Source organism: Spinactinospora alkalitolerans (assembly GCF_013408795.1).
GTDB classification, from domain to species: domain Bacteria; phylum Actinomycetota; class Actinomycetes; order Streptosporangiales; family Streptosporangiaceae; genus Spinactinospora; species Spinactinospora alkalitolerans.
The window spans coordinates 530593-555071 of sequence record NZ_JACCCC010000001.1 but is presented as its reverse complement, the minus strand read 5'-3'; the positions used below and the strand labels follow the sequence as shown (position 1 = coordinate 555071).

Here is a 24479-nt window from a genome sequence, read left to right as displayed (position 1 = left end):
TCGGCAACCGGACCAGGAGGCTGATGATGCGCACAAGCCGCACCACCGCCGGCACGGCGGCCCTGCTCCTCGTATTCGGCACGTCCGCCTGCGCGGGCGGTGCCACCACCGGCGCCGCCGGCGCCGCGGCCCTCTCCGACGAGACCACCATGATCGTGCCCTTCGGCGCGGGAGGCGGCAGCGACATCGCCGGCCGCACCATCGCCGCCGGCCTCGAAGAGGCGACCTCGTCCAACGTCACCGTCGAGAACCGCGACGGCGGCGCGGGGGCGATCGGCTACTCGCACCTGCTGAGCAAGGCCGGCGATCCCAACTACCTGCTCGCCACCGAGACGGCGATGCTGGCCCTGCCGCTCACCGCGGACACCGAGTTCGACTACACCGACTTCACCCCGATCATGAGCATCGGCGAGGACTTCACCCTGCTCGTGGTCGACGCGCGGTCCCCCTTCACCAGCTGCGCCGAGATCGTGGAGAGGTCGCGCTCGGAGCGCGTGGTCGCCGGCGTCTCGGGCGCCACCGGCCTGGACAACGTCGTCTTCACGATGGTGGAGCAGGCCGAGGACGCCCGGTTCGACCGGGTGCCCTTCGAGTCCGGCGGTGAGGTGATGACCGCGCTGCTGGGCGGGCAGATCGACATCGCCTCGCTCAACCCCAGCGAGGTCCTCGGCCAGCTCGACTCCGGTGACCTCAGGGCGCTGTGCGTCTTCGCCGACGAGCGCTACGCCTACGACGAACTCGCCGACATCCCCACCGCGAAGGAGGAGGGGATCGACGTCTCCTACGGCCAGTTCCGCGGGCTGATCGCGGCCGGAGGCATCTCCGAGGAGGCCACCGAGCACTGGACGGCGGCCGGCCGGGAGTTCATGGGGACCGAGGCCTACGACGCCTACATGCGGGACAACTACCTGCAGCCCGACCCCTTGTACGGCGACGAGTTCCGCGCCTACCTCGAAGACAGCAGCTCCCGACTGGAAAGGGTGCTGAACCCATGAGAGCGACCCTTCCCCTCGCCCGCCACGGACAGCTCATCGCCTTCGGGGTGCTGACCGGCCTGGGGGCCGCCGCCGCCGTCGCGGCCGTCGGCTACGGCGTCTGGAGCGACGAAGGACGCATCGGCGCCGGTTTCCTCCCGCTGACCGTCGGCCTGGTCATCCTGCTCACCTGCGGCATCCTGTTCGCCGTCGGACTGCGGCGCGCCCTCACCGGCGGCACACCGGCGCCGGACCGGCCGACCGGAACCGACGCGCGGGGCCGCGGCCCCGCCGAGCGCGCCCGCAACCTGCGCATCGTCTTCGCCGTGACGCTGGCCATGGTCGCGGCCCTCCCCTATGTCGGCCTGCTGACCGCCTTCGGCGTCTACATCACCGTGATCTCCACGGTGGTGGAGAAGCGGCGCTGGTACGTGTCCCTGGGCATCGCACTGGCGGTCGTCACCGCCGTCCAGGTCGTCTTCGGCATCCTCCTCGGCGTCCCCCTCCCCGGGTGGACCCTGACCCCGGGAAGCTGGGCCGCACCGTGATCGACAACCTGATGAGCGGGCTGAGTACCGCCCTGACCCCGGAGAACCTGCTGTGGTGCTTCGTGGGCGTCCTCGCCGGAACCGTCATCGGACTGCTGCCCGGTCTGGGCTCCAGCACCGGCGTGGCCGTGCTGCTGCCTCTGACGCTCGGCTTCGAGCCGGTCACGGCGCTGATCATGCTGGCAGGCATCTACTACGGCGCGCAGTACGGCGGGACCATCACCTCGGTGCTGATCTCCACGCCGGGCGAGGCGTCCAGCGTCGCGACGACCCTGGACGGCTACCAGATGGCCAAGCGGGGGCGCGCCGGCGCGGCACTGTCGATCGCGGCCATCGGCTCCTTCGTCGCCGCCATCGCCTCCCTCCTGCTCCTCTCCGCGCTGGCACCGCTGTTCGCCGGGTTCGCACTGAACTTCGGCCCGGCCGAGAACCTCGCGGTGATCATCCTCGGTATGGCGACGATCGTCAGCTTCTCCGGCGACTCCAGGGCCAAGGGGTTCGCCATGGCCGGCCTCGGCCTGCTCCTCGCCACGGTCGGCATCGACGCGGCCACGGCGGAGTCCCGGTTCACCTTCGGCAGCATGAACCTGCTGGGCGGCATTCCGTTCGTCGAGGTGATGATCGGCCTGTTCGCCGTGGGCGAGGTCCTGTACCAGCTCCGCGTCGGCGAGTCCGCGCCGATCCGGGCCGGATTCCGCGACCTGATGATCACCCGCACCGAGCTCAGGCGCTCCGGCGGACCGATCATGCGCGGCAGCCTCATCGGGTTCCTGCTCGGCTGCCTGCCCGGCGCGGGCTCCACGTTGGCGTCGTTCATGGCCTACGGCGTGGAGAAACGGGTCTCCAAGCACCGCGGCGAGTTCGGCAAGGGCGCCATCGAGGGCGTCGCGGCGCCCGAGAGCGCGAACAACTCCGCCGCCAACGCCAACTTCATCCCGACCCTCGCACTGGGCATCCCCGGCGGCGCGACAACGGCGATCCTGCTCGGAGCGCTGCTGGTCTACGGGGTGCAGCCCGGCCCGCTGATGTTCGAGAACCAGCCGGACCTGGTCTGGGGCCTGCTGGCGTCCTTCTTCATCGGCAACCTGATCCTGCTGGTGCTCAACCTGCCGCTGGCTCCGCTGTTCGCGCAGATGCTGCGGATCCCCTACGCCTACATGTACCCGCTCATCATCTGCACGAGTTTCGTCGGCGCCTACTCCATCGACAACAGCCTGTACAGCGTGTGGATCGTGTTCGTCTTCGGCGTCATCGGCTACTTCATGAAGCTCTACGACCTGCCCATCGCACCGCTTGTCCTGGGGCTGGTGCTCGGTCCGCTGTTCGAGAAGGCGCTCGTGCAGACGTCGGCGCTGGGGGACGGCAGCTTCGCCCTGGTCGGCCAGAGCCCGATCGCCGTGGGCATCCTGGTGCTCGCCGCGGCGCTGGCCGCGGGACCGTCCGCGGTGTCGGCGGTGCGCGGACGCCGCCGGACCGCCGACGTAGGCTCCGCGGCGCCGGTCGGAGGCCGCAACGACAGCGAGGAGGAGCGATGAGCGCTGACGAGATCATCATCGGCCGCGAAGGTCCGGTGCTGACCGTCACATTCAACCGTCCCGAGGCCCGCAACGCCATGACCTGGGACATGTACGAGGGGTTGTACGCCGCGTGCGAGACGGCGGACGGCGACGACGCCGTGCGCGCCATGCTGCTGCGCGGCGCAGGGTCGGCGGCCTTCGTCGCCGGGACCGACATCTCCCAGTTCACCGAGTTCACGACAGGCGCCGACGGGATCGCCTACGAGGAGAAGATCACCAGGGTGGTCTCCCGGCTGGAGACCGTCCGGGTGCCCACCGTGGCCGCCGTCCAGGGGTTCTGCGTCGGCGGCGGGCTGGCGATCGCCGCGGTGTGCGACCTCCGGATCGCCGACCGCAGCGCACGGTTCGGGGTCCCGGTCGCCCGCACGATCGGCAACTGCCTGTCCATGAACACCTATTCGCTGCTGCTGCACCACCTCGGCCCCGGCCGGACCCTGGACATGCTGCTCCGGGCCCGCCTGTTCACCGCCGAAGAGGCGCATGCGGCCGGTTTCGTGGCCGAGCTGTGCGACGCGGAAGAACTCGACGAACGCACGGGCGCGACCGTCGAGCGGCTGCTCGGGCACGCCCCTCTGTCCATGTGGGCGGCCAAGGAGGCCGTCCGCCGGATGCGCACCGCGGCGCTGCCCGACGGGGACGACATCGTCGCCGGCGTCTTCGCCAGCGAGGACTTCGCCGCCGGCGTGCGGGGCTTCCTCACCAAGGAGACCACCCACTGGACCGGCCGCTGACGGCGCCGCAGGCCGATTCCGCCCACGCCCGCCGGCGCAGCGCGGGCGAGAATCCGCTGGTCTTCGGATTCTCGCCCGCGCGCGTCAGCGTGGACGGTGCCACCGCTGCCGGACCGCGGCGGTCCTGCGGACACGGCCGGCGGACCTCCGGGCAGCGGTGCGCCTCCTTCCCGCAGTCCGGCCTGCACGTCTCCCGGTGAGCGTCCATGGCCATCCGGGACGCACGCTCGCGCAGCTCATCGGGGGTACTTCCTCGATACCGCCGTGTTTCTCGTCCTTCCCGGGAATGAGAGCATCCATCGCACCCGATACAGAGCATCCGTCATGGATCCGGGCTGCGGCTCCTACTGCCCGCACTGCGTGACCTCCCTCGTCGCGGGCTGGACCGCCCGCCGGCCCCGGTCGTTTCCAGGTGCCTTCGAGAGGAGATCGAGAACCTCCCCTCACTGTGAAGGGGGCGCGTGGCTCCACCGCCGAGCGGAAAGCCGCCCGGCGGTGGTGCCCGTCCCTCTCTCGGCCCCCGCAGGCGGGGCACGGCAGCACAGCGGTTAAGGAGGAATAACGTGCGTCTCCTCGTGGCCGGCGGTGCCGGATTCATCGGTTCGCACTTCGTCTCATCCGTACTCGACAACAGGTACCCCGCGCTGGCCGGCGCCGAGGTGACGGTCGTCGACGCGTTCACCTACGCAGGGCGCCGCGCCAACCTGGCCCAGGACGGCCCGCGCCTTCGCATCGTCGCGGCCGACATCACCGACGCCGACGCGATGCTCGATCTGCTGCGCGGGCACGATGCGATCGTCAACTTCGCCGCGGAGTCCCATGTCGACCGATCCATCGCCGACGGAGTCGCCTTCGTCCGGACCAACGTCGCCGGGACGCAGAGCCTCCTCGAGGCGGCCCGGCGGAACGGTGTACCGGTGTTCGTCCAGGTCTCCACCGACGAGGTGTACGGCTCCATGGAAGAGGACACCGCCACCGAGTCCTACCCGCTCGTTCCCAGTTCGCCGTATGCGGCGTCGAAGGCGGCGGGTGACCTCATGGCGCTCGCCTACCACCGCACCCATGGCCTGGACGTGCGGATCACCAGGTGCACGAACACCTTCGGGCCGCGCCAGTTCCCCGAGAAGCTCATCCCGCTGGCCATCACGGAACTGCTCAAGGGCGGCAAGGTCCGGCTCTACGGAGACGGCCTGAACGTACGCGAGTGGCTCCACGTCGACGACCACTGCAACGCCGTCCGCCTCGTGCTGGAGAAAGGGCGGAGCGGGACGGTCTACAACGTCGCGGGAGGAACCGAGATGACCAATCGCGACCTGGTCGGGCTCCTCATCGAACAGACCGGGGCGGTTCCGGACGCGATCGAGCGCGCCCCCGACCGCCCCGCCCACGACCGCCGCTACTCCATCGACTGGACCCGCATCCAGGAGGAGCTCGGGTTCGCGCCGGAGCGCGCGTTCTCCCCTGCCCTCGCCGAGACCGTCGACTGGTACCGCGACAACCCTGACTGGTGGGCGCCGATCGCGGGAGGAGGGGCGCGGTGAAGGGGATCCTGCTCGCGGCCGGGGCCGGCTCACGGCTCGGCCCGCTCACCGCCACCACCTCCAAGCACCTTCTCCCGGTGTACGACCAGCCCCTCGTCCACTACCCGCTGTCCGTGCTGATGCTCGCGGGAATCCGCGACATCCTGCTGATCGGCGTCCCCGACCAGCTTCCGCGCTTCCGCGCTCTGCTCGGCGACGGTTCCCGGCTGGGCCTCCGGATGGCGTACGCGGAACAGGACGAACCCCGCGGAATCGCCGAAGCACTCGTTATCGGAGCCGACTTCGCCGGAAGTGAGCCCGTCTGCCTGGTCCTCGGAGACAACCTCTTCCACGGTCCGGATCTGGAGGCGGTGCTGCGCAGGGAGGCGACCCGGGTCGACGGGTGCGTCCTGTTCGGCCACCGGGTGCCCGACCCCGAGCGCTTCGGAGTGGCCGTCCTCGATGCGCACGGCGCGCTCCTGGACATCCGGGAGAAGCCCTCCGTTCCCCCCGGCGACATCGCCGTCACGGGGCTGTACATGTACTCCCCGGAGGCCGTGGAGTACGCCGGGGAACTGTCCCCCTCCGCCCGCGGAGAACTCGAGATCACCGACCTGAACCGGAGGTTCGTCGCGGAGGGGCGCGCCCGCCTGGCCGGGCTCGGCGAGGACGCGGTGTGGCTCGACGCGGGAACCCCCGACTCCCTGCTCGACGCCGGACTCTTCGCGCGGACTCTCCGGGAGCGGGAGGGGGTCCGCATCGGCAGTCCCGAGGACATCGCCCGCCGACTGGGCTACATCGGATCGGGGCCCGCCCGCTCCACGGCCGGAGGTCTCAGGTGAGCGGCCTCCTCCACCGGCCGGACGAGGTCCGCCGGTGGATCGCGGAGCGCAGATCGGCCGACGGCCTCGGCGTGCGACGCGTCCCCTTCGACCGAATGGAGGGCTGGCGCTTCCATCCGGACACCGGAAACCTCGCGCACGTGAGCGGCCGCTTCTTCAGCGTCGAAGGACTGCGCATACGGCACGGCGCCACCGAGCGCGAATGGAGCCGGCCCGTCATCGTCCAGCCGGAGAGCGGAATCCTCGGGATGCTGGTCCGCCGGGACCGGGCCGGTGAACCGGAGTTCCTGATGCAGGTGAAGATGGAACCGGGCAACTTCGGCCTGGTGCAGCTGTCGCCCACGGTGCAGGCCACCCCGAGCAACTACACGCGCGTGCACGCAGGGAGGGGTGTGCGCCACATCGAGCACTTCCTCCCGCCCAGATCCGGCCGTGTCCTGACCGACGCCCTCCAGTCCGAGCAGGGCGCCTGGTTCGACCGGAAGAGCAACCGGAACATCGTCGTCGAGGCGCCCGACGGGGTCGTCGCCGCCCCCGGCGACGACCACCGGTGGATACCGCTGCACACGCTCAAAGCGCTGCTCCGCGAGCCCGACCTGGTGAACATGGACTCCCGTTCGGTGCTGGCCTGCCTGCCACTGCACGAGACGGCCGAACGCGCCTCCGACGCGGGGGAGTCGTTCGGCGCGTCGCTGGCGCGCTCCCTGCGCCCCTCCGATGCGGGCGCGCCGCACACCATCGGCGAACTGCTCACCCGCCTCAACGACGTCCGCGCCGACCGGTGGGCGGAGGTCCGCCGGATCGCCCTGGGGCAGGTGGACGGATGGCACCGAGAAGCGGACGAGGTCCGGCATGGGGCGGGCCGCCATTTCCGGATCATCGCCGTCACCGCCCATGCGAGCGGGCGCGAGGTGCGCCGCTGGGACCAGCCGCTCCTCGCCCCGGTCGGCGTGGGGGTGTCGGCGTTCCTCGTCAGGCGGGTCGAGGGGGTGCTCCACGTCCTGGTCGGGGCACACTGGGAGCCCGGCCTCGCCGCGGGCGCCGAACTGGGGCCCACGGTTCAGTGCGACACCGGCGACTTCGCCGGCCTCTCCCGGGAGCAGCGCCCCCCGTTCCTGGACGCGGTGCTCACCGCCCCTGAGAAGCGGGTCCGCTACGACGTCGTGCAGTCGGAGGAGGGCGGGCGCTTCCACCACGCCCGGAGCCGCTACATGATCGTCGAGGCGGACGCACCGACCGCGGCCGAGGCCGAGGCCGACCCGCGCTTCTCCTGGGCGACCCCCGGGCAGCTGATCGGCCTCTGCCAGAGCTCCGGCCCGGTCAGCGTCCAGGCCCGGACGCTGCTCGCCTGCCTGCACACCCTCTGGTGAACGGCGGCGGCCGTCCCGCCCCCGGCGGCGGGACGGCCGCCGGGGGCGCCGGCCTCATTCGGCCGCCGACTCCTCCGCGCCGTCCCGCTGCTCAGCGATGGCTGAGGCGACGTCGGCCAGGGTCCCGCTCCCGACCATCTTCACCACCGGGACGGTGACGCCCAGGTCGCGGCGGATGTTGTTGCGGAGCTCCACGGCCATCAGCGAATCCAGGCCGATCCGGTTCAGCGGTCGTTTGAAACCGACCTGATCCGCGCGGACGCCGAGCACGCCGGCGACCTGCTCCTGCAGATAGTCGCGCAGCTCACCGCCCCGCGACGGCCCGGCCTCCGGTACCGCGGCCCCGGGGGCGGCGGGCTCTCGCGGCGCGGGCACGGGAGCAGGCTCAGCGGTCCCCCGGCGAGCGACGACGTCGAACACCGGCCGGGCGGCGGGCCCCGGATGCGCGCGCGCCCACTCCTGCCAGTCCGTCGGCATCACGACCGTCTGTACCGCCCCGTCCGCGACCAGCCGCTCCAGCACCTCCAGCCCTTCCCGCAGACCGAAGCCCTCGACTCCCTGGGGCATGATCGTCCGCTCCTGGCGCTCGGCCACTCGATGCGCCATCCCGGCGCCCTCCCAGAAACCCCAGCCGACCGTGGTGGCGGCGAGCCCCGCCGCACGCCTGTCGTGCGCCAAAGCGTCCAGGAACGCGTTCCCCGCCGCATAGGCGGCCATGAGCGGCGAGTCGATGACCGCCGACGCCGACGAGTACAGGACGAAGAAGTCGAGGTCCGCACCGGCCAGTACCCGGTGCAGCGCCCGGCCGCCGCGGACCTTGGCCCGGGTGGCGGCGGCGAACTCCTCGTCGGTGAGCTCCGCGAGCGGAGCCGGCTCGAGCACGCCGGCCGCGTGCACCGCGCCCCGCACGGGAGGCAGCCCCTCGGCGGCCCGTCTTTCCAAGAGCGAGCGCAGGCGCTCCTCGTCCGCGCAGTCGGCCCGGGCGAACTCGATCCGGGCGCCTCGCCTCCGGAGGGCGTCCAGGTCGCCGGCTGCCGCGCTCCCCGGTGCCGGTGCGGAACGCCCGATGAGCAGGAGGTGGCGTGCCCCGCGGTCGACGAGCCGGATGGCGAGCGCCCTGCCGAGGTCGCCCGCGCCCCCGGTGATGAGGTAGGTGGCGTCGGCCCGCACGGCGAGCCCGGCGCCCGCCCGCTCCGCATCGGCGACCGGATGACCGGACATGCCGAATACGATCTTGCCCCTGTGCCGCGCCCGCTTCATGAGGTCGAACGCCTCCCGGGCGCGTTCGGCGGGGAAGGCGCGGTAGGGCAGCGGTCCCAGCACGCCGTCACCGACCAGCTCCAGGACCCGCTCAAGCAGCGCCCCGGCCCGCTCGGGATCCTCCACGACCATCCGCCGGACGTCCACCGCGTGGAACGACAACTGGCGCTGGAAATCGTGCAATCCGATGCGTTCCCCCTCGCTGATGTCCCTCTTCCCGAGCTCGACGTGCCGTCCGTACGGTGCCAGCAGGGACAGGTTCGCCTCCAGTGCCTCGCCGGCCAGGGTGTTGAGGACGATGTCGGCGCCCCGGCCGCCCGTCGCCCGGCGGAACTCCTCGACGAAATCGAGGGAACGGGAGTCCGCGACGGCCGCGGCCCCGAGGAACCGGAGGAGCTCGCGCTTCTCCTCGCTCCCCGCGGTCGCCAGCACACGGGCTCCCCTCCAGCGCGCGACCTGCATCGCGGCGAGACCGGTCCCACCGGTGGCCCCGTGGACGACCACCGTCTCGCCCGCGCGGACCTGCGCGACTTCGCACAGCGCGCGGTAGACCGTCACGTAGGAGACGGGGAGCGTCGCCGCCTCGGCGGCGCTGAGGTGCGCGGGATAGGCCCGGACCAGGTCGGCGGATACCGTGACGTGCGTGGACATGGCCCCGGGGGCGATGGCCGCGACACGCTGCCCCACTTCGAGGCCATACACTTCGGTGCCGGTCCGCACGACGGTCCCCGCGCATTCCAGTCCCAGGACCGACTCCGCCTCTCCTTCTCCCCCGAAGGAGGTCCCCAGCGTCCTGAGCACGTCGAGGAAGTTGAGGCCGGCGTAGTCGACGGCGATCTCGACCTGGTCGGATGCGGGCGCCACCCGTTCCCGTGCCGTTCCGGCGACCGCTCGTACCGCGGAGTCGGCCACCAGTGCGCGCGGCCGCTCCGTCCCCGCCGCCGCACGGTCGCAGGGGACCAGGCGAGCGCTGAGCCACTCCCCGGAGCGCAGGCAGAGCTGGTCCTCCCGACCGGGCGCCGTCATCTCCTCCACCAGGGCCTCGATCCCGCCACCCCGCGGGTCGAGGTCGACGAGGCGCACGCCGAGGGCGCCGTCCTCCTGGGCGAGCGAGCGGCCCATCCCCCACAGCTGCGCCTGGAACGGATCCGCTCCGGGGTTCCCCGCCGACTGGGCGCCGCGGGTGACCAGCCATAGTCCGGGCCCGCCAGGCAGGGGGTGCGCCGCCAGCGCCCGGACCAGCCCGTGTACGCCCGCACCGGTCAGCGACTCGGCCCTGTCGGCGGCACCGGGCTCGTCGGAGTCGATACCAGGTGCGTCCAAGGCCCGCAGGTAGACGACGCCCCGCCAGGGCCCTCGGCCGGCGGCCTCCTCGATGGCGCGGTCGGTACCGCGCGCGCCGTCCGGAACCAGGACGGAGGCGGAATGGCCGGCGCGCTTCAGCGCCTCGGCGACCTGCCCGCCTTCCGGCCCCGTGCCGGCCAGGACGAGCCAGGAGCCGGGTTCGGCGGGCGGGGCCGGTTCCCGCCGGGGCGCCGGAGACCAGCGCAGCTCGTAGAACCAGTCCCTGGCGCCGCCGCTCCCGCTCCGCGCGCCGTTCAGGAACCGGATCTCCATTCCGCGCACGTCGGCGACGAGCGTCCCGTCCTCGGCGGCGATGCGGACGTCGACCCGGTCCCCGCCCTCCCGCATGACCAGGTGCGACCAGAGAGCGGTGCCTGGGCGGCGGTAGAAACGCACGCGCTCAGCCCCCTTGAGGAACCAGGCGTGCTCCTGCCCTGGAAGCGCGTCGGGAAGCAGCGCCGAGACCGGTTGCAGGCAGGCGTCGAGCAGCGCGGGATGGAACCGGTGGCCATCGAGCTCGGCCGCCACCCGTTCGGGGGCGCTGATCCGGGCCAGCGCCTCCCCCGGCCCCAGCCAGAGCTCGGCGACGCCCCGGCAATCGCCCTCCCATTGGTTGCCGCGCTCGGACGCGGCGGTGTAGAAGTCCGCGCTCGCGACCCGCTCGGAGAGCGCGGAGCGCAGCCGGTCCACGGGCAGCGTGCCGTCGGGCCGGCCCGGCGGCATGGACAGGCGCGCCGCCATGTGCCGTTCCCACCGGTCATCGCCGGGGCCGCGGCCGACCACTTCGAAGTCGCGTCGGTCGCCGGAGGCTCCGGCCTCGGCGGCGATGACGCCCGCGTCCCCGGGCCGAGGCGTCAGGGCGCGCTCGTAGACGACGTCGCCGACCTCGACCGGCCCGTCGCCGAGCAGCTCGGAGGCCGCCTGGTGGGCCATCTCAAGGTAGGCGGTCCCGGGGACCACGACGGTCCGCTGGACGAGGTGCCCCGAGATGAAGGGGTTGCGCCCCAGGTCCAGTTCGGCCTCCCAGCGGACCCTGCCGGACGGGGCGGCGGCGCCGTCCCCCAGGAGCGGGTGGGTCGGGCGCGGCGCGAGGGCCGGGGCGGTGGACGGCGAACCGGAGTTCCAGTAGGGCTCCCGCTGCCACGGGTAGGCCGGGAGCGGAGTGAACCGCCCGCCCTCTCCGAGCACCGCGTCCCAGGCGAGCCGTGCCCCGGCGGTGTAGAGAACGGCCGCCGCGTCCAGCATGCGGGCCCGCTCGGGCTCCTCCCTGCGGAGGGAGGCGACCGCGGTTCCCTGACCGTCAGCCTCCCGCAGCGTCTCTTCGATGGACGGGATGACGGTGGGATGCGGCCCCACCTCGATGAACACCGTCTCACTGGTACCTTCGGCGGCTTCGAGAGCACGCCGAACGGCGGTGTCGAACCGGACCGGGCGCCGGATGTTGTCGGCCCAGTAGGCTGCGTCCATTCCCGAGCCGTCGGTGGTCTCGCCGGTGACGGTGGACAGGATCGGCACCGTTGCGGGCTCGGGCCGCACCTCGGACAGCACGGTCAGCAACTCGTCCGCGATGTCGTCCATCTGCGGGCTGTGCGAGGCGAAGTCGACGTTGATCCGGCGGCAGAAGACGCCCCGGCCCTCGAAGCCGGCCAGCAGTTCGTCGACGGCGTCGGGAGCGCCCGAGATCACGGTGGAGCGCGGACTGTTGCACGCCGCGACGGAGACCCGGGTCCCGTATCCGGACAGGGCGGTCTGGACGTCCGCCTCGGGGAGCTCGACCCACCCCATCGCGCCGTGGCCGGCCAGCCTCTTGGCGATCCGGCTGCGCCGACAGATCACGGCGGCCGCGTCGGGCACCGTCAGGGCGCCGGCGACCACCGCCGCGGCGGCCTCGCCCATGCTGTGCCCGATGACGGCGCGGGGCCGCACGCCCCAGGAGCGCCACAGGGACGCCAGGCTCACCTCCATGGCCCACAGCGCCGGCTGGACGACGTCGAGTTCACCGAACCGCTCCGGGTCACCGTCCTCCAGCAGCTCGATGACGGACCATCCCGTCTCCGCCCGAATGGCCTCGTCGCATTGGGCCATGGACGCGGCGAACACCGGCTCCGTCTCCATCAGCTCGCGCCCCATGCCCGGCCATTGCCCGCCCTGCCCTGGGAAGACCATGACCACGCCCGGCGGCTCCGCGGGAGCTTCGTCCGCGGTGCGCACCGCCCCCGTGTGCGTGCCGTCCAGGTGGCCGCGGAACGCGTCGGCCATGCCCTCGGCGGAGTCGGCGACGACCGCGAGCCGCGCCTCGTCGTGCTGGCGCCGGGTCGCCGCACTGTGGCACAGATCGAGCAGGCGCGGCGCACTCGCCTCCTCGGAGAGCAGGGAAAGATAGGCGCCCGCGAGCTCCCGCAGCGCCGAAGGGCGGCGCGCGGACAGCGGCAGCAGGAGGGCACGCCCCGCGGAGGACTCCCCGCCGTGCGCCGCCGGTTCCGCGGCGGCCTCGGCCGGCGGCACCGCGGCCAGGACGACATGGGCGTTCGTTCCGTTGATGCCGAACGAATCGACGCCGGCGACGGCCGGTCGGCCGCGGTCGGGGAGACGGACCGGTTCCGTGGGCACCTCCAGGGGGTGCTCGTCCCAGGGGATGAGCGGGTTCGGCTCGGTGAGGTGCAGGGACGGCGGGAGCACGCCGTGCTCCAAGGCGAGCACCGCCTTGGCCAGGCCGGCGATCCCGGCTGCGGCCTCGGTGTGCCCGATGTTCGTTTTCACCGATCCGACCAGCAGCGGACGGTCCCGGCCGGGCCCCAGCACTTCGCCCAGCGCGCCGAGCTCGGCGGGGTCGCCCACCCGGGTGCCGGTGCCGTGCGCCTCCACGAAGTCGACGTCGGAGAGGTCGACCCCCGCCTCCGCGTAGACGGAGCGCAGCAGGTCGCGCTGGGCGGTGCGGCTGGGTGCCGAGAGGTGGCCGCCGCTGCGGCCGTTGTTGTTGACACCGCTGCCGAGGATCACCGCACGGATCCGGTCGCCGTCGGCGAGCGCGTCCTCCAGCCGGCGCAGGGCGACCACGCCGACGCCGTCGCTGCGCACGAATCCGTCCCCACGCGCATCGGCGAACTTGCACCGCCCGTCGGCGGCCATCATCCCCGCCTGCGAGTAGCCCACCGCGTCGTGGGGGAGCAGGACGAGATTGGCCCCGCACGCCAGGGCGAGCGAGCATTCGCCCCGGCGCAGACTGCGGACGGCCGTGTGTACGGCGACGAGTGACGACGCGCACGCCGCGTCTATGGTCACCGCCGGGCCGCGCAGGTCGAAGGCGTAGGAGAGCCGGCCCGCGGCGTTCGCGCGGAAATGCGCCCCGTTCAGCGAGTAGAGGTCCAGCCCTTTCGGGTCGCTCGTCTGGATCTCCCAGTAGTCCCCGCTCATCATGCCGATGAACACACCGGCCGGTGTCCCCGCCAGGCGGTCGGGGGCGACCCCGGCGTCCTCCAGTGCCTCGTAGGCGACCTCCAGCAGCATGCGCTGCTGGGGGTCCATGCTTCGGGCCTCGGCGGGGCTGATGCCGAAGAAGTCCGCGTCGAACAGATCGATGCCGTCCAGGAAGCCGCCCCACCGCGTGGTGGCCCGCCCCGGCGAAGGGTTCTCGTCATAGACCGTGTCGGCGTCGAAGCGCGAGCGGGGCACCTCGGTGATCGCGTCCCGCCCTTCGATCAGCATGTCCCAGAAGCCCTGCACGCCCCGGCCGCCGGGATACCTCAGCCCGAGACCGACGATCGCGATCGCCGATCCGCCGTCCGCCGCCCGTCCACTCATCGGCACTGCCGCCCTTCGCTCTCACCCGCGTCGAACTCGGGAACCTCGTAGATCTCGTAATGGCCGCCCGGCCGCGACCGGTCCTGGTAGCGCCGCATGGGAGAGGTCGCCGCCCGATGCCGCGGACTGCGCTCCCATCTCCGGAACGCCTCCATGTCGCTGAAGAACATCTGGAGGACGATCCCGTCTCCGCCGGAGACGCCGAACAGCAGCTCCGTGCCTTCGAGGCCGTCGATGCGCGCCAACTCCCCGCTGACCTCGGCGTAGGCGCGCACGACGGCGCCGGGGTCATCACCGCGGTGCCAGACCAGCACCCGTGCTCGCGAACTCATGGCCCTCTCCCTTTCCGGCGTCGCCTCACTGGCGCCAAATCCGCAGGACCCGCCTGCGCACCGCCGCCCGCGGCAGCACGGCACCGAGCTTGACCTTGATCCGGTACTCCATCCCCGGCACGCAGATCGGCTCGCCGGCCCGCACCGCGGCGAGCCCTTCCTCGACGACCGTGTCCGGTTCGAGGTAGCGGCCCAGCCGCCCGCCGCTCCGGCCGGAATCCCGGTGCAGCCCCGTGCGGACCGACCCGGGGCACAGCGCGGTCACGTGCACGCCCCGCCCCGCGACCTCGCAGTGCACGCTCTCGCTGAACGAGGTGGTGAACGCCTTCGCCGCCGCGTACACGGCGCCCTGGGGCGCCGGGACGTAGCCCATGAAGGAGGAGACGTTGAGCACGGCGCCTCCGCCGCGCGCGGGCATCGCCGCGACCGACGCCCGCGTCAGGTCCACGATCGCCGTGATGCCGACGGCGATCGCCTCCTCCAGGTCCGCCGGTTCCTGCTCGGCGAGCGGTGCGATGCGGCCGAGCAGGCCGGCGCTGTTGACCACGAGGTCGACCGGCGCGGTCCCGTCGGCGATCCGCTCGGCGACCGACCGACGACCGGGTTCGCCGGCCAGGTCGGCGACCAGCACCTCGGCCGAGGCGCCGGCCGCGCGGACCTCCTCGGCCGGTGCCTCAAGCCGGTCGGCGCCGCGGCCGACCAGCACCACGTCGACCCCCCGGGCGGCCATCCCCAGCGCGAACGCCCTGCCCAGCCCCGAGGACGCCCCGGTGACCAGTGCCCGCCGGGGGGCCGCCACGGGTCCGGCGCCGGCCCTCACCGCCGAAACCGGAATCCGGAGACGACGATGTCCTGCGGGTTGTCCGGATTCCCGGTGGGAGCGGTGTAGGCCGCCAGGAACCCGCGGCTGTTGGTCGCAAGGGACGTGTAGGTGCCGATGAACGGCCCGCCGAAGAACCGGCTGGTGTCCTCCAGCCCCTTGTAGGAGCCGCCGATGTGGCTCTCGTCCCACTTGCTCCGGTCGTCCGTGACGCAGTCGCCGGTGTCGCAGACGGCCGCCCAGACGTCGGTCTTGACTCCGGGAGCGGGGGTGTCGCGGCGGAAGTCGTAGTAGGTGACGGCGACGCGGCCCCGCCTGTCCACCTCGACCTGCGGGAGGAAGGACTGCCCGGTCCCGCCGTACGGGGAGTCGGGCGTCTTGTCGATCCGGCGGGACTCGGTCCAGGTCCGCCCACCGTCGGTCGAGGCGGAGATACCGATGGCGCTGCCGCTGGTCGAGATCCCCGCATCGGCCCACACCGCGTACACCGCGCCGGTCTTCGGATCCATCGCGACGTCGGGGACCAGGCCCGGCGCCACGAGCTGCTCCCCGGTGTCGGGGAACAGCGGGATGTTGAGCTCGATGTCGGCCACGGTCACCGGGTCCGACCAGGTGTCGCCGCCGTCGGTGGAGCGGATGGCGCGGATCTTCTCGGGAAGGTCCTCCGACGGCGGACCGCCGATCGCGTGGTCGCTCTCGAAGAAGACGGAGAGCAGCGACCCGTCCGGCTGGACGAGGATCTGCGCACCGACGGTCCCGGCCGGGGCCTCGGGACGGTAGACGGACCGCGGCTCCTCCCACGTCCGGCCGCCGTCATCGCTGCGCGCGAGCAGCAGGGTGTGCTCCTCGGCCGGGATGTCCATGGCGTTCCACACCGCGTACACCCGGTCCGGGTCGTCGGGGTCGGCCGTGGTGGACTGCTTGTCGTGCGCCTGGTCCCGGGGGTCGTCGACGAGGAGCACCGGTTCGTCCCAGGAGCGGCCGCCGTCGTCGGAGCGGACCGTGACCACCCGGTAGGTGTCCCCGATGGAGGTGACCGATGCGATCAGCGCGCCGTCGGCGGTGAACGACAGGTAGGGGTTGGTCCCCCGATAGGAGGGGTCGCCCTCCTCCAGGGCGCAGGGGTCGAAGCCGGGCAGCGGCGTGCTCTCCCAGCTGTCGCCGCCGTCATGGCTGGCCGCGACCACGATGCCTCGGGAGCTGCCCCCCGCCATGCGGTCCTGCTGCCACGCCACCGCGATGTTCCGCGGATTAAGCGGGTTCACCGCGATCCACGGCTCGGTCTCGGCGTTGGCGGTGTAGGCGCCCGGTTCGCCCGGGCAGGCCTCGAAGGGACTCTCACCTGAGACGGCGACGGGCCCCAGGCCATTGTTCCCTCCCCCCTCGGCCTCGGCGGGCAGCGCGTACACGCCGGTCATCAGCATCGCCAGTGTGGCCGCGCCGATAAGAGTGCGGGATCTGCTCATGTCCATCCTCCTCGTTTCTCGCCGGTGCCCTCAGGGCGCTCCGGGTCCTTAGATGCCGCCGTCACAGGTGATCTCGGCCCCGGTGATGTAGGCGGCGCCGTCACCGAGCAGGAAGCCGACCACGCCGGCCACGTCCTCCGGGGTGCCCAGGCGCCCGAGAGCGGTCAGCGACCGCAGGCGCTCGGCCATCGGGGGCGGCGGGGCGTCGCCGTTGGCCATCACCCCGGGGAGGAGCAGGTTCACCCGGATGCCGCGGGGGCCCAGCTCGCGGGCCAGGGAACGGGTGAGCCCGTGCAGTCCGGCCTTCGCCGCGGTGTAGTGGGCGTGCCGGGGAAGCCCTCGCAGTACCGCCGCGCTCCCCACGTTGACGACCGACGCGCCGTCGTGCAGGAGCGGGAGGGCCGCGCGCGTCGTCAGGTGAGCCGACCCCAGGTCCGCGGCGAGGGTCTCCTGCCACCGCCGGTGGGTCAGCTCCCCGAACGGCGCGCTCCACATCCCGCCCACGTTGTTGACCACGGCGTGCAGGCCGCCGAGCCGATCGGCGCACACCCGGGCCACCCGCTCCGCCCCCTCGGACGTCGCGGTGTCCGCGCCGACCAGGGTGAGTCCGCCGCCGTTGCGGACCGCGACCGCGCGTTCCGCGCTCAGGGCGTCCGCCCCGGCCGGATCGCGCGCGCAGGTCACGATGTTCACGCCGACCTCGGCGAGCAGCGCCACCACCGCTCGCCCCAGCCCGCGTGTTCCGCCGCTGACCAGGACGTTCCTCCCGCTCAGTCCCGTCGTCACGGGTCTCCTTCCAGTCCTGGGGGCCGGCGCGTCACAGGGAGACGGCGGCCGCGAGGTTGACGATCAGCCCGGCCGCGCACAGGTAGCTGCGGACGGTGTTCCAGCGCTTCCACTGCGCGCGGGGGTCGCGGCTGTGCCAGTCCCGCGGGACCGCCTCGGGGTCGAGGCCGACCACCCATTTGTTGATCGGAACGGTCTTGGTCAGGGACACCGCCATCACCGAGACGAGCGTGGCCGCCGCCAGGCCGAACAGGACGCGGGCCGCCACCCCCTCCGCGAAGCCGGCCAGGAGGACGTCGAGGACGACGGTCACGGCGAGGGTCACCGGCATGAACGGGTCGTACCGGGTCGCGAGGAACCGGTGGGCGTGGATATAGCGGTCCGGTGGGAGGGCGAGGAGCAGCGGGACCCCGCCGAGCAGCGTTCCCGCGAAGACTCCGGCGGCCACACCGTTGGTGCAGATCACCAGCGGGACGAGAACCTCGACCAACAGAGACCTCCTTCACGTCCGTCGATTCCCGGGGCCACTGGTCCGGCGAGGCCCGGTGATGCGGAGCGACGCTATGCAGGGGTGCTCGACGGCCGCTCGTGGGGCGGTGGAGCACCGCTTTCGCCCCGATGCGCCCCACCGGCCCTCCAGGCGTTCGCGAGGGCTCGGGCCGAGGATCGCCGGCAGGAGGAGCGCGCCGCGCCTGTTCACCGACCGGGAGGACGCACATGGTCCACAACGCCTTGAGCCTCGTCTCGGTGCTGGGTACCGGGATCGTCGCGGGAGTCTTCTTCGCGGTGGCGGTGAGCGTGCTGCCCGCCCTGGCCGCGATGGAGCCCGGGCGCTACATCGTCACCCACCGGGCCCTGGGGAAGGGCTACCACCCGCACATGCCGCTGATCGTCACGGTCGCGCTGCTCGCGGACGCGACTCTGGTGTTCCTGGCGCCCGTGCCCGCGGCGCGCCTCCTGTTCGCGGTCGCGGGCGTCTGTCTGGTCGGGGTGCAGGTCGTGTCGCAGTTCGGGAACGTGCCGATCAACCGGAGGGTCGGCCGGACGCCCACCGACCCCGTCCCCGAGGAGTGGGACGACCCGCGCCCGTTGTGGCGGCGGTGGCACACGCTGCGCACCGTCTTCGCCGTCCTCGCCCTGCTCGCCACCGGCTGCGCGATCCTCGTCGCCTCATGAGCCGGCCCGCACCGCCCACGGAGGAGTGCCCCGATGTCCTTCACCGCGGTCCTCGACCGCATCCTGCCCGGCAGCCGGGACGACGTCCGCGGCGTCCTGGCCCGCACCGCCGCTTCTGACGGCGCCGCCGCGCCGCCCGCCCGCATGCCCCGCCCGACCGGTCGGGCGGCCTTCCTCAAGGGCGACGTCCTGTTCCGCGCCTTCCAGTTCGCGGCCGACCCCGGCGACCCCGCAGCGGCCCTGGCCGAGGATCCGGACGCGGTCGCACTGGACCGCGGGCTGGCCCCCTTCCTCGTCGGCGCCCCCGCCGCCGGCGTGTTCCGGGGGCGCACGGCGCGTCGGGTGCAGCAGCGTATCGCGCGGCCGGAGCACGCCTCGCTCGCCGCCCTGCACTACCCGGTGGAGCCCGGGAACGAGTCGGCCATCGCCGAGGTCTTCACCGCGGTCCGCCCTCAACGGCGCCCGACCCTCAGCGACCGCGAGGGGCGCCGGAGCGGCCTGCTCCACGGCGTCGCCGTGTTCGTCAGCGGCTCCGACATGGTGCGCGTGGTCGGCTACGACGGCGACCTCGACGACGTGGCGCGCTACATGGCCGACCGTCCCGGACGCCCGGAGATCGAGCGCCGCCTCGCCCCCTATCTGCGCGGCACGCACGGCTCCTCCTCACCGGAGGAGTTCCTGCGGGCCTTCCCCACGATCCGGATGGACCGGATCGACACGGGGGCCGCCGCACGATGACGACGGCGCCCGAGGTCCTGATCGCCGGCGCCGGCCCCTCGGGGCTGCTGTGCGCCGTCGAGCTCGCCAGACGCGGAATCCATTGCAGGATCCTCGATGCGCGCCCCGGCGGCCCGCACGTCCAGACGCGCTGCCCCACTCTGTGGCAGCGCAGCCTGGAGGTGCTGTCCTGGGCGGGCGTCGAGGTGGACCGCGCGGAAGGCCTCCTGCCTCTGCGGCACAAGGTCTTCCACATCGGGGGCGAGAGCGCCGCGGTCGGCGTGTCAGCCCCCGACGCGCCCTTCCCCGAACCGGTCCTGCTCGCCCAGAGCCGACTCGAACGGCTGCTCACCGAGCGCCTGGCGGCCCTGGGCACCCTGGTCGAGTACGGCTGGGAGGTCCTGGACGCGGTGGACCGCGGGGACGGCGTCGACGTCGTCGTCCGGGGTCCCTCCGGAACGACCCGGACGGCGGCCGGCTGGCTGGTGAACGCGTCCGGCCGCTCAGGGCCTCCCGCGTTGAGCACCGGCGCCGGCGCGGCCGTCCAACGCGGATACCAGGGCACCGAGTGGGTCCTCGCCGACGTGCGGGTCGGCGGCGCCGGTCTCCCCGCCGACGAGGAGCACATCTACCGCCTGGAGGCCGGCCACGCGGGCCTGATCCCGGTCTCCGGCGGAGTCCACCGCCTCTTCCTCGGAGTGGAGGGCGGCGCCACGCCCTCCGCCCGGGCCGTCGCCGACACCGCCGCCGCGATCACCGGGCTGCGCATCGCACCCGTACCGGGCACCCTGTGGCGGACCCGCCCGGAGGGGATCGTCACGGACATCCGGCGGTCGCGCCGCGTCCTGCTCGTCGGCGACGCGGCGAAACGCTTCCCCATGCCCGTGCACGGGCTGAACTCCGGCCTGCAGGACGCCTTCTCCCTCGGATGGATGCTGGCCGGCGCGATCCGAGACGGCGACGAAGGGCTCCCCGCCGAGTACGCGGCGGAGCGGCGCGCCGCGGCCCTCGCGCTGTTCGAACGGACCGACCGGATCTTCGGCTACGGTTCCGCGGTGGACATCGCGACCCTGCGCGGCCGGTTGCTCGCGCGCGTCGTGGACATGCGCACCGAGCCCGCGGTGCGGCACCCGCCCGGCCGACTCGTCTCCGATGGCGCGGGCGAGCCGCTGCCGGCGGTCCCCGTGCGCGGCGCGGGACCCCAGGGGCTGTTCGGACTGGTCCGCGGCGCCGCGGAGTGGAGCGCGGTGCTCCTCGCCGCTCCGGAGGATCACGCTGCCGCGGAGACGGCCCGGATCCTGCGGCGCCGCCTCGCCTCCCGGTTCCCCGGACGGGTCCGGCTGCTCACCGCCGCGCCCTCCGGCGCCCGCCGACCGGGCGGGCTGATGCTGGTCCGTCCGGACGGCCACGTCGCGTGGCGGGGGGAGGCGGCCGAGCAGGAGGGACTTCTCGGCTTCCTCGCGGGGGCGCTGCGACCGGGCCGGTAGGGCCGCGCTCTCGGCCCCGCCCCACCGGCCCGGTCACTCAGTTCGGCGACGCGCCGACGACATCCCGCCCGTCCAGGTAGGACGTCGTGCACGCGCCCGCGCGGAAGCGGGGGTCACGCAGCACGTCCAGAAGCAGGGGGATGGTCGTGCGCACCCCGGCCCCGGCGATCCGGAACTCGCCGAGAGCGCGTTCCATCCGGTTCAGGGCCTGGTCACGGTCAGGCCCCCAGACGATGACCTTCGCCAACAGCGAATCGTAATCGGGCGTGACCGTCGCCCCGGGGTACCCGTGGGTGTCCACCCGGACGAACGGACCGCCGGGCGGGGCGAACTCGTCCAGCCGGCCGCCGCTGGGGACGAACCCGCGCTCCGGGTCCTCGGCGTTGACCCGGCATTCGATCGCCGTGCCCCGGGGCCGAACGTCGGCCTGCCCGAAGGAGAGCCGCTCGCCCGCCGCCACCAGTAGCTGCTCGCGTACCAGGTCCACCCCGGTGGCCACCTCGGTCACCGGATGCTCGACCTGGATACGGCAGTTGGCCTCGATGAACGCGATCTCGTCTCCGGCCACGAGGAACTCGAACGTTCCCGCGCCGGTGTAGCCCGCGGCGCGCGCGCCGCGGACCGCGTACTCGGCGAGCCGCTCCGCGACCGACGGCGGGAGCCCGGGTCCCGGGGTCTCCTCGATGAGCTTCTGGTGCCTGCGCTGCACCGAGCAGTCCCGCTCTCCCAGGTGCAGGACCGTCCCGTGGCCGTCGGCGAGGACCTGGACCTCCACATGGCGCACCTGCTCCCAGTAGCGTTCCAGGTAGACACGGTCGTCGCCGAAGTACTCCCGGGCCGAGACCCGCGCCGTCCGGTATCCGGGCAGGAGCGCGTCCCGGTCCGTCACGACCTGCATGCCGCGCCCGCCTCCGCCTGCCGCCGCCTTGATGATCAGCGGAAGACCGATCCGCGCGGCCTCGTCGAGCACGGCTCGGTCACCGGCGACCGGCTCGGCCGTGCCGGGCAGTACCGGCACACCGATCTCGGACATCATCCGCCGGGCGAGGACCTTGTCCCCCAGCATCGCCATCACCGCCGGTTCCGGACCCACGAAGATCAGCCCGTTCTGCGCGCAGATCTCGGCGAACTCCGGGTCCTCTGCCAGGAAGCCGTAGCCGGGGTGGACCGCCTGGGCCCCGCTGCGCAGGGCCGCCTCGATCAGGGCCGGCGGGTAGAGGTAGCTTCGCCGGCCGTCCGCCGGACCGATCCGCACCGCCGTGTCCGCGGCCCGCACGGCCGCGGTGTCGGCGTCGGGAACCGAGTAGCCGACGACGCTGCGTATTCCCATCTCCTTGCAGGCGCGCACCACGCGCAAGGCGATCTCTCCGCGGTTCGCGACGAAGACCGTGTCGATCGACCTCCGCCGCGCACTCATGCGCTCTCCTCGACGGCGAGGGCGAACAAGGGCTGGTCGAACTCGACCGATTCGCCGTCGCCGACGAGAACGTCGAGCAGCGTGCCGGATCGGTCCGCCTCGACCGGGATCATCAGTTTCATCGCCTCGATGATCGCGATCTGCTGCCCGGCCTGGACGACGTCCCCGACGTCGACGAACGGAGGAGCCCCGGGTTCGGAGGCCCGGTAGAACGTGCCGACCAAGGAGGCGTTGACGGTGGTGCCCTCCTCCGGCGCGGCCTGCGTCTCCTTCGGCTCCTCCTCCGCCGGACCGCCCCCGGCCGTCGGCCACTCGGCCTCGATCGCCGCGTCCCCGACGCGCACGCTCACCCGGACCGGCTGCCGGGCGGCCGTCCTCATCAGCTCGTCCACGGTCTTCGAGAGCGCCGCGATGAGCTTCTCCCCGTCCGTCCCATTCATACCGTCGTCCCCTCGGAGTCGTGCACCAGACCGAACCGGCGGAACCTGCGGCGCCGCGCGGAGACCAGATCGGCCGCCGATCGACCGCGCAGCCGCCGGAGCGCGGCCGTCACCGCGTCGCGTACGTTCGCCGATGCGGCCTCGGGGTCCTTGTGGGCCCCGCCGGGCGGTTCGGGGACCACCCCGTCCACCGCCCCGATGCGCAGCAGCGACGGCGCGTCGATCCGCAGCGACTCCGCCGCCTCCTCGACCGCGTCGGTGGACTTCCACAGGATCGCCGCGCATCCCTCGGGGCTGATCACCGAGTAGAAGGCGTTCTCGCAGGCGAGCACCTCGTCGGCGACGCCGAGCGCGAGTGCTCCGCCGCTCCCCCCTTCGCCGGTGACCACGGCGACGACGGGGACCTTGAGCGCGCCCATGGTCCGCAGGCAGGAGGCCACCGCGTTGGCCTGCCCATGCTCCTCCGCATCGATCCCGGGATGCGCCCCCGGGGTGTCGATGAGCGTCACCACCGGCAGCCCCAGCTTGTCGGCGAGCCGCATCAGGCGCTCCGCCTTGCGGTACCCGGCCGGGGACGGCATCGCGAACTCGCGCCGCGCCATCTCCGCGGGGGTGTGCCCCTTGTGGTGGGCGATGAAGACGAAGGGGAGGCCGCCGAGCAGCGCCACCCCGCCCAGGACCGCCGGGCAGTCGCGGCCCGCCCTGTCCCCGTGGAGCTCGACGAACCGGGCCCCCCAGATGTCCAGGTGATCCGTCGCGGTGGGCCGCGCCGGCTCCCGGGCCGAGCGGATCACCTCCCGCACCGGCCGCCGGGGGAGCGACGCCGGGTCCCTGATCACGGGATCGGCGGTTCCGATGCCCCACTCGGGGTCCACCGGGCGGGCCGCCGCGAGCAGGACGCTGAGCGTGTGCGGCTGCCCGGCCCTGGACCGGACGTCGTCCAGCAGACCGTGAGCGAGCAGGAACTCCGCGGTCTGGAACCCCTCCGGCAGGCGCTGGCGGATCGTCTGCTCGATGACGCGCGGACCGGCGAACCCGAGCCTCGCCCCGGGCTCGGCCAGGATGACGTCGGACTGGGTGGCGAAGGAGGCCGCCACGCCTCCGTACGTCGGATCGGTGACCAGGGTGACGGTCAGGAGCCCGGCCTCGTCCAAGGCCGCCATCGCGTTGCTCGTCTTGGCCATCTGCATCAGGGAGAGCAGCCCCTCCTGCATCCGGGCCCCGCCCGAGGCCGTCACCAGGATGAGTGGGCACCTCTCGGCGAGCGCCGCCTCCGCGGCCGCCACGACCGCCTCCCCGGCGGAGGCGCCCATGCTCCCGCCGAGGAAGCGGAAGTCCATCACGGCGACGACGACGCGGCCCCCGTACATCTCTCCCCGGGCGACCACGACCGCGTCGCGCAGACCGGTCCTCGCCCGCGCCTCGGCCAGCCGCTCCCGATAGGGGTGCAGGTCCACGAAGCCCAACGGGTCCTCCTCGGTCTCCGCAGCGGCGACCTCGGTCCAGGAGGCGTCCCCGAAGAGGTCGCCGAGCCGCTGCTCCGCGGTGAGCGGAGCGTGGTTCCCGCACTCAGGGCAGACCCGGTGCGCGCGGAGCAGCCGCCTGGTGTAGACGAGGGTGCGGCACTTCTTACACTGTGTCCATTCCGACGTCGCGGCCGAACGCGTGGTGGCGATCGTCATCAGTTCTCCTCCTCGGTCCGGGGTTCGAGCCGCTCCATCCCTTCGCCGCCCTCGCCGCGGCTCGGATCGGCGCCGGGGAACGGCCAAGGGCTCACCGAGCACGCCGAGACGGCGCACCCGTAGAAGTACAAGGCCTCTGCGACGATCCACAGCGCTCGGCGCCGCCTCCCCCCGCCGGCGGGAATCCCC

General features: G+C 73.1%; 20 protein-coding genes. 10 read left to right on the top strand and 10 right to left on the bottom strand.

The window, feature by feature from the left end; translation table 11 throughout:
- Nucleotides 1–23 precede the first annotated feature (23 nt).
- The 7 genes from HDA32_RS02650 to HDA32_RS31670 all read left to right on the top strand — a co-directional run bounded on the left by HDA32_RS02650 (nucleotide 24) and on the right by HDA32_RS31670 (nucleotide 7562).
- A complete protein-coding gene (locus tag HDA32_RS02650) occupies nucleotides 24–995 on the top strand; it encodes a tripartite tricarboxylate transporter substrate binding protein (protein WP_179641652.1) in 972 nt (323 codons plus the stop codon).
- The gene (locus HDA32_RS02645) at nucleotides 992–1522 is read left to right on the top strand and encodes a tripartite tricarboxylate transporter TctB family protein (protein ID WP_179641651.1); all 531 of its coding nucleotides are present in this window, start codon (nucleotides 992–994) and stop codon (nucleotides 1520–1522) included. The genes HDA32_RS02650 and HDA32_RS02645 overlap by 4 nt, the downstream gene beginning before the upstream one ends.
- The gene (locus tag HDA32_RS02640; protein ID WP_312863009.1) at nucleotides 1486–3057 is read left to right on the top strand and encodes a tripartite tricarboxylate transporter permease; all 1572 of its coding nucleotides are present in this window, start codon (nucleotides 1486–1488) and stop codon (nucleotides 3055–3057) included. Before HDA32_RS02645 ends, HDA32_RS02640 begins: the two co-directional genes overlap by 37 nt.
- Nucleotides 3054–3830 carry an enoyl-CoA hydratase/isomerase family protein gene (locus HDA32_RS02635; protein ID WP_179641650.1) on the top strand — a complete coding sequence of 259 codons (777 nt, stop codon included), beginning with the start codon at nucleotides 3054–3056 and terminating at the stop codon, nucleotides 3828–3830. The genes HDA32_RS02640 and HDA32_RS02635 overlap by 4 nt, the downstream gene beginning before the upstream one ends.
- Before the next feature lie 563 nt (nucleotides 3831–4393).
- Nucleotides 4394–5371, top strand: coding sequence for a dTDP-glucose 4,6-dehydratase (rfbB, locus tag HDA32_RS02630; protein ID WP_179641649.1), 978 nt, complete (start codon nucleotides 4394–4396; stop codon nucleotides 5369–5371).
- Nucleotides 5368–6192, top strand: a complete 825-nt coding sequence (locus HDA32_RS02625; protein ID WP_179641648.1) for a sugar nucleotidyltransferase — start codon at nucleotides 5368–5370, stop codon at nucleotides 6190–6192. The genes rfbB and HDA32_RS02625 overlap by 4 nt, the downstream gene beginning before the upstream one ends.
- The gene (locus tag HDA32_RS31670) at nucleotides 6189–7562 is read left to right on the top strand and encodes an NDP-hexose 2,3-dehydratase family protein (RefSeq protein WP_312863008.1); all 1374 of its coding nucleotides are present in this window, start codon (nucleotides 6189–6191) and stop codon (nucleotides 7560–7562) included. The genes HDA32_RS02625 and HDA32_RS31670 overlap by 4 nt, the downstream gene beginning before the upstream one ends.
- Nucleotides 7563–7616: 54 nt before the next feature.
- On the opposite strand, the gene HDA32_RS02615 is transcribed toward HDA32_RS31670, so the two are convergent.
- Genes HDA32_RS02615 through HDA32_RS02590 form a run of 6 tightly spaced genes read right to left on the bottom strand, consistent with a single transcriptional unit; the run spans nucleotide 7617 to nucleotide 17861 of the window.
- Complete coding sequence (locus tag HDA32_RS02615; RefSeq protein ID WP_179641647.1) at nucleotides 7617–13967, bottom strand: type I polyketide synthase; 6351 nt, start codon at nucleotides 13965–13967, stop codon at nucleotides 7617–7619.
- A complete protein-coding gene (locus tag HDA32_RS02610; RefSeq protein ID WP_179641646.1) occupies nucleotides 13964–14299 on the bottom strand; it encodes an antibiotic biosynthesis monooxygenase family protein in 336 nt (111 codons plus the stop codon). The genes HDA32_RS02615 and HDA32_RS02610 overlap by 4 nt, the downstream gene beginning before the upstream one ends.
- Before the next feature lie 25 nt (nucleotides 14300–14324).
- Entirely contained in the window at nucleotides 14325–15119 is a 795-nt protein-coding gene (locus HDA32_RS02605) for an SDR family NAD(P)-dependent oxidoreductase (RefSeq protein WP_179641645.1), read from the bottom strand.
- Complete coding sequence (locus tag HDA32_RS02600; RefSeq protein ID WP_179641644.1) at nucleotides 15116–16585, bottom strand: sialidase family protein; 1470 nt, start codon at nucleotides 16583–16585, stop codon at nucleotides 15116–15118. Before HDA32_RS02600 ends, HDA32_RS02605 begins: the two co-directional genes overlap by 4 nt.
- A 48-nt stretch (nucleotides 16586–16633) precedes the next feature.
- A complete protein-coding gene (locus HDA32_RS02595; protein ID WP_179641643.1) occupies nucleotides 16634–17371 on the bottom strand; it encodes an SDR family NAD(P)-dependent oxidoreductase in 738 nt (245 codons plus the stop codon).
- Between the two features lie 31 nt (nucleotides 17372–17402).
- Nucleotides 17403–17861 carry an anthrone oxygenase family protein gene (locus tag HDA32_RS02590; protein WP_179641642.1) on the bottom strand — a complete coding sequence of 153 codons (459 nt, stop codon included), beginning with the start codon at nucleotides 17859–17861 and terminating at the stop codon, nucleotides 17403–17405.
- Nucleotides 17862–18088: 227 nt separating this feature from the next.
- On the opposite strand from HDA32_RS02590, the gene HDA32_RS02585 reads away from it, so the two are divergent.
- From HDA32_RS02585 to HDA32_RS02575, 3 genes are read left to right on the top strand one after another with little or no spacing between them, the layout of a single operon-like run.
- Nucleotides 18089–18547 (top strand): anthrone oxygenase family protein, encoded by a 459-nt coding sequence (locus tag HDA32_RS02585; protein ID WP_179641641.1) that lies wholly within the window; start codon nucleotides 18089–18091, stop codon nucleotides 18545–18547.
- A 33-nt stretch (nucleotides 18548–18580) separates the two neighbouring features.
- On the top strand, nucleotides 18581–19285 hold the full coding sequence (locus tag HDA32_RS02580; RefSeq protein ID WP_179641640.1) for a SchA/CurD-like domain-containing protein: 705 nt from the start codon (nucleotides 18581–18583) through the stop codon (nucleotides 19283–19285).
- The gene (locus tag HDA32_RS02575; protein WP_179641639.1) at nucleotides 19282–20751 is read left to right on the top strand and encodes an FAD-dependent monooxygenase; all 1470 of its coding nucleotides are present in this window, start codon (nucleotides 19282–19284) and stop codon (nucleotides 20749–20751) included. The genes HDA32_RS02580 and HDA32_RS02575 overlap by 4 nt, the downstream gene beginning before the upstream one ends.
- 37 nt (nucleotides 20752–20788) lie before the next feature.
- Here the strand turns inward: HDA32_RS02575 and HDA32_RS02570 are convergent, their stop codons facing one another.
- Genes HDA32_RS02570 through HDA32_RS31280 form a run of 4 tightly spaced genes read right to left on the bottom strand, consistent with a single transcriptional unit; the run spans nucleotide 20789 to nucleotide 24421 of the window.
- Nucleotides 20789–22168: an acetyl-CoA carboxylase biotin carboxylase subunit gene (locus HDA32_RS02570; protein WP_179641638.1), complete on the bottom strand. Its 1380-nt coding sequence runs from the start codon at nucleotides 22166–22168 to the stop codon at nucleotides 20789–20791.
- Nucleotides 22165–22608, bottom strand: a complete 444-nt coding sequence (locus HDA32_RS02565; protein WP_179641637.1) for an acetyl-CoA carboxylase biotin carboxyl carrier protein — start codon at nucleotides 22606–22608, stop codon at nucleotides 22165–22167. Before HDA32_RS02565 ends, HDA32_RS02570 begins: the two co-directional genes overlap by 4 nt.
- Nucleotides 22605–24290, bottom strand: a complete 1686-nt coding sequence (gene accD, locus HDA32_RS02560) for an acetyl-CoA carboxylase, carboxyltransferase subunit beta (protein WP_179641636.1) — start codon at nucleotides 24288–24290, stop codon at nucleotides 22605–22607. Before accD ends, HDA32_RS02565 begins: the two co-directional genes overlap by 4 nt.
- Nucleotides 24290–24421 (bottom strand): hypothetical protein, encoded by a 132-nt coding sequence (locus HDA32_RS31280; RefSeq protein WP_281370360.1) that lies wholly within the window; start codon nucleotides 24419–24421, stop codon nucleotides 24290–24292. Before HDA32_RS31280 ends, accD begins: the two co-directional genes overlap by 1 nt.
- Nucleotides 24422–24479 lie beyond the last annotated feature (58 nt).